Here is a 4,174-nt window from a genome sequence, read left to right on the forward strand (position 1 = left end):
GGCGCGTAGCGTCCTTGACGGTCGCGAGCACGATGGCGCGCTTGAGCGCGTCGGGGCCGCCATCCGCGCTCCAACGAACCATCAAATAGCTCGGACGCAGGGCCATCAAAAAGCGTGATCACGCTTACAAAGACTGCCGAGAACCCACCGACAGGCGCCCCGCTGGAATTACCCGACAATTCGAAGGTGGCGATGGCGCTGCTGCCGGGCTCAATCCGTGTCCAGCCCTCAAGCGGCACGGTCAGCACTTTGTCGACTTCTGGGCGGCCGATGCATCGGCTGAGATGATATGTCGACAGTTGGTTGCAGGCGGGCCATCGCATTCGGCGAAAGCACCTCATTGGCGTAGCGATGCGGCACAATAGAATAGCTTTCGATGATTGGGAAGGCGACGGACCCGCGATAGCGCTTGTCGCCATCGGCCCACATATTTTGCAATTGGTCGTATTCCTGATCCCCGAGGATTGTTTTCAGGGATCGCGCCGATGGGCGAAGCCGATGCACGGCGATAAATTTACCGGCGACCGCACCATGCGCTGCCTTGTCCGCAAGATATCGGGGATCGGTCTCAAACCCAGGATTCGGGTCATCGAACTTGAGGGTCACATATTCGATGATATAGCCACCGTTCATTTGCGCATTGATGGTGGCGCGGCGCTGCTCCCGAGCGTTTGTCGAGGCATCGGTCGGCGTGAAGCCAATCCAGTGGGTGCCAGGAAGCCAGTCGGCTTTGGCTGCGGTAACAGGGGCGGGCAGGTCCTTGATGCGCATGATTCACTTTTGCTGCAGAGCTGCGGCGGCAACGGCAAGCGGAAGCACCAAGGACAGCGGCGCGTCTTCTAGTCGAACCGCCCCGTAACCTTCGTACCAGAGCGCGGCGCGGTCGTTCTTGGCATCTATGAGAAGCGCAACGCCGCCAACTTCCTCAGCAACCCGGATGCAGCGCACGGCCGCTCTCAGCAGCAACGCGCCGCCAAGTCCGCGCCCTTGCGCGCTGCGATCGACGGCCAGGCGGCCGAGACGAAACACCGGCACGTCGTAGCGGCCGAGACCTTTCTTCGCGATCGCCGGCGTGCGCGCGAATTCGAGCGAGGCGGGACTCAAGGTGTAAAAGCCAAGAATGCGGATCGGCTGATCCGCGGGAACGGCGACAAAGCATTTGGATCCGCCGGTGTCGTGATTCTGCCGCGCGTAGCGTTTGAGATAATCGTTTAGGTCGGTTTCGCCGCAATCGAAGGCGGCGCGCTGATGCGCCTTGCCGATCGGCGCTTCTTCCCAAATCACGGGAACTCATATCCGGCCTTGGCGGCGCGCACCAGGCGCGGCGCCGGCGCCGGCGGATGCTCGAGCAGCGCCAGCACGCGCAAGGAATCGCGCTCGGACAGCGCGAGGTTTTCGGCTTCAGCGATATCGGCCTCGGCCTTCGGCAACATTGCTCGCAGGATGTATGCCGACAGGTCCAGGTGCTTGATCGCCGCAGCGCGGCTCAAGGTCGTCTTGTCTTCGGGTCGCAGCCGCAATTCGACGCGGCCGCTATCTGACACGTTGCGTGGCATGCAAACTCCTCAAATATCCACATATCGTACGGCTTGAAACCGTACAAGGAAAATTTGTACGGCATAAAGCCGTACATATAGGCACCGCTTTGCCTCGAACCCGGTTCCGACAGTTTAAACAGGGTTTGATAAAGTTTGCATTTGGGTGACTTATGCAATATTAACACTTATACAAAAAATATAACTATACCTAATGTATATCATAATGGTTACAACATCTATCACCCCGAAACAATGCGCCGCCGCGCGAGCCCTGATCGGCTGGTCGCAGGATAAGCTGGCGGAGGCTGCGCAAGTCGCGCGCGCGACGATCGCCAACTTTGAGAACCACGCGCGGCTCGATCCGTCGCAAAAGAATCTCATCAGAATCAAGGCCAGCCTCGAGCAGGCTGGTGTTCAGTTCATTCCGGAAGATGTGAGCGCGGGCCTTGGCCCGGGGGTTCGGCTGCGCCAGTTGCAGCTTGAATATTCCAATCAGCTGCGGCCGGACGGCTGGCACCTGATCTTCCCGGTCCGCTTCAAAGGGCAGGACTGCCTGGTAACGATCACGCGCGAGATCATCGACGATATCGTGCGCGGCAATCTCGCGACGCCGGCGGACCGCGTGAAGGTGGTCGAGCGGCGACTGCCGGAATTCTTGGGCGCCGTTGAGAAGCACTTGAGTGAAACTGCGCAGGTGTCACGCGAGATCACCTTGACCATGAGCGATTTCCCGCCAGGCACGTTTTAGGAGACGTGGGTCTTGATGCAAACGTCCTCTTCATTTCCGTCGACTCGACGACCTCTGGACCCGCGGCGTGTCAACCTTGGGGTCGATGCCAATGCCCTCGATCTCGACGGCTCGGCGCGAGATCAGCTTGTCGGCAGATTTCGGGACTTGGTCGACGGCCGCAAGATCAACGTTGTCGTCGCCGGCGGCGTTCGGAATGAAATCGGACATCCGCGTACACCGCAGAACGTCAAGGCGGCGATCATGCCGCGGATCTTCAATCTGCGGCCGTCATTGACTCCGGACCAGCACGCGGCGCGCCAGAAGGTTCGCGCGATTCTGCAAGGCAACGCGAAACCAGGCGCTCACGCGGCCGACGCCTCGCATTTGTCGGAGGCGGCCGAAACCGGCTGCGGCTATTTTATCACCCACGACAAGCGTATGCTCAAGAAGCGAACCGAGCTGCACCCCGTGCTGCCGCCCTCGCTCAATATCGTGACGCTGGAGGAATTACTCGAGATCTTCGACACCTACGAAGCCGGGAAGGCGATGTGAACATCCCATGATCCAACTTCCGCAAGGCGCATGGAATTGTTCGTCGGCGCAGCCGGCTCCTTCAAAAATGCGCATTCGCATCGCGACGTGAATCTCGACGATCCGGCCGAAGCGATGGAAACGATCTTGCTGGCAAATCACCTTTTGCGAATTGTGGATGCACGCACCGCGGCGGCGGCTACTCGACCCCGGCGTGGGGAAACGACGAACCTGCTCCCGCTTGAGGCTCTGGAACGAGCTTTAGCGCAGCCGGGCCGGCTTCCCTTGCCAACAGATCCGGGATAATGCTCGTTCTGATTGTGAGGACATCGCAATGGCTACTCCCGTAAAGCGCGATCAATTCTTCGTAGGTCCAGAAGGAATCACACACGTCCCGACGGGCGCAGCGTTCACGCCCCATCCCGGTGGTCCGCTTTCCGGGAATCTGCACCTCGGACAATTGGGTAACAGGCTGCCGAACGGCGACGATCACCGCCCCGACGAGGTGCAGGGGATGATGCAGCGTCTATGGGCGGAATACGTCGAGGCGAATCCGACCGCCTTCGAACTTTCGTGACCAGGAGAATATCACGTGGCACTGCCATCGTCGATCGAGACGGAACGCAACCGATATCTGATGGGTCTGGTCAGGAACGCCTCCGAACCGATCATCGATTGGCCGGCGCCGGGCAGGGAAGACGTCATCCTGATCGGCAAGATCGTCATGCTCTAGAGCTACATCGACTTCAACCTGCGGCGTATGATTGAGGTCCTCGACCACGCCAAGGCTCTACCGCCGGCTTGGCTCGGCAAGACCGCGTGCACCTGTCCGACATCGAAACCATCCTCGAGACGGCCCCCGACATCGCGCCGAACAACGCGCTCGCTCTTAGACGCATCAAGGAATTCCGGAAGCTGCGCAACCTGTTGTCACACTTTGCGGTCAAGCGCTTTCCTACGGAAGATGCTCTCGTCTTCGTCACGAAGTCGGCGGCGGATTACAACAGAGTGCTTGGTGCCGAGCCGGATCCAGGTGTCGTCATGACAGCTGTCGCCGATCTCGGCCAGATCCGGGACGTGTGCCGGATGATCGAGGAAATCCAGCACTGGCTGTCCGCCGCCACGAACGATCTCGAAAACGCTTTCCTGAAAACCAGGGCCGGCCCCGCCTGATCGGCCGTCGCGAGAAACGAACGAGGAGCGACCCGAATGCGGTACATCGAGATCGAGCAGACCGGCAGCCCGATCCGGCGCCGGGGTGATCAGCGCCAGACCCTAATCGGGCTTAAGTTAAACAAGATTGGTCGCGTGTCGTGGCGGCCCGATACGCCAGCGACGCGCGGCATGATCAACAAGGTCCGGCACCTGGTGAAGG

The 4,174-nt window shown here is 60.1% G+C and carries 10 protein-coding genes; 7 read left to right on the plus strand and 3 right to left on the minus strand.

Translation table 11 applies throughout. The features are described 5' to 3' along the window. Window positions 1-228: 228 nt before the first annotated feature. Genes WCB02_RS34975 through WCB02_RS34985 form a run of 3 tightly spaced genes read right to left on the minus strand, consistent with a single transcriptional unit; the run spans window position 229 to window position 1,556 of the window. Window positions 229-771, minus strand: coding sequence for a hypothetical protein (locus tag WCB02_RS34975; protein ID WP_423965859.1), 543 nt, complete (start codon window positions 769-771; stop codon window positions 229-231). A gap of 3 nt (window positions 772-774) precedes the next feature. Beyond that, entirely contained in the window at window positions 775-1,284 is a 510-nt protein-coding gene (locus tag WCB02_RS34980; protein ID WP_423965861.1) for a GNAT family N-acetyltransferase, read from the minus strand. Continuing rightward, on the minus strand, window positions 1,281-1,556 hold the full coding sequence (locus WCB02_RS34985; protein ID WP_423965863.1) for a DUF1778 domain-containing protein: 276 nt from the start codon (window positions 1,554-1,556) through the stop codon (window positions 1,281-1,283). The genes WCB02_RS34980 and WCB02_RS34985 overlap by 4 nt, the downstream gene beginning before the upstream one ends. A gap of 205 nt (window positions 1,557-1,761) precedes the next feature. Here WCB02_RS34985 and WCB02_RS34990 point away from each other — a divergent pair, with 205 nt between their 5' ends. From WCB02_RS34990 to rpmD, 7 genes are all read left to right on the plus strand, one after another. Next, window positions 1,762-2,286: a helix-turn-helix transcriptional regulator gene (locus tag WCB02_RS34990; RefSeq protein WP_423965865.1), complete on the plus strand. Its 525-nt coding sequence runs from the start codon at window positions 1,762-1,764 to the stop codon at window positions 2,284-2,286. Window positions 2,287-2,301: 15 nt separating this feature from the next. Further along, window positions 2,302-2,820 (plus strand): hypothetical protein, encoded by a 519-nt coding sequence (locus WCB02_RS34995; RefSeq protein WP_423965867.1) that lies wholly within the window; start codon window positions 2,302-2,304, stop codon window positions 2,818-2,820. 30 nt (window positions 2,821-2,850) lie between these two features. Continuing rightward, window positions 2,851-3,105, plus strand: coding sequence for a TIGR02391 family protein (locus WCB02_RS35000; RefSeq protein ID WP_423965870.1), 255 nt, complete (start codon window positions 2,851-2,853; stop codon window positions 3,103-3,105). 28 nt (window positions 3,106-3,133) lie between these two features. Next, complete coding sequence (locus tag WCB02_RS35005) at window positions 3,134-3,376, plus strand: hypothetical protein (protein ID WP_423965872.1); 243 nt, start codon at window positions 3,134-3,136, stop codon at window positions 3,374-3,376. 15 nt (window positions 3,377-3,391) lie between these two features. Continuing rightward, complete coding sequence (locus WCB02_RS35010) at window positions 3,392-3,532, plus strand: hypothetical protein (RefSeq protein ID WP_423965874.1); 141 nt, start codon at window positions 3,392-3,394, stop codon at window positions 3,530-3,532. Between the two features lie 86 nt (window positions 3,533-3,618). Then, on the plus strand, window positions 3,619-3,972 hold the full coding sequence (locus WCB02_RS35015; protein ID WP_423965876.1) for a hypothetical protein: 354 nt from the start codon (window positions 3,619-3,621) through the stop codon (window positions 3,970-3,972). Between the two features lie 36 nt (window positions 3,973-4,008). After that, the coding region (gene rpmD, locus WCB02_RS35020; RefSeq protein WP_423965878.1) for a 50S ribosomal protein L30 at window positions 4,009-4,174 on the plus strand (166 nt) is incomplete at its 3' end.

The sequence above is a fragment of the Bradyrhizobium sp. genome, assembly GCF_049581145.1.
Lineage (GTDB): Bacteria > Pseudomonadota > Alphaproteobacteria > Rhizobiales > Xanthobacteraceae > Bradyrhizobium.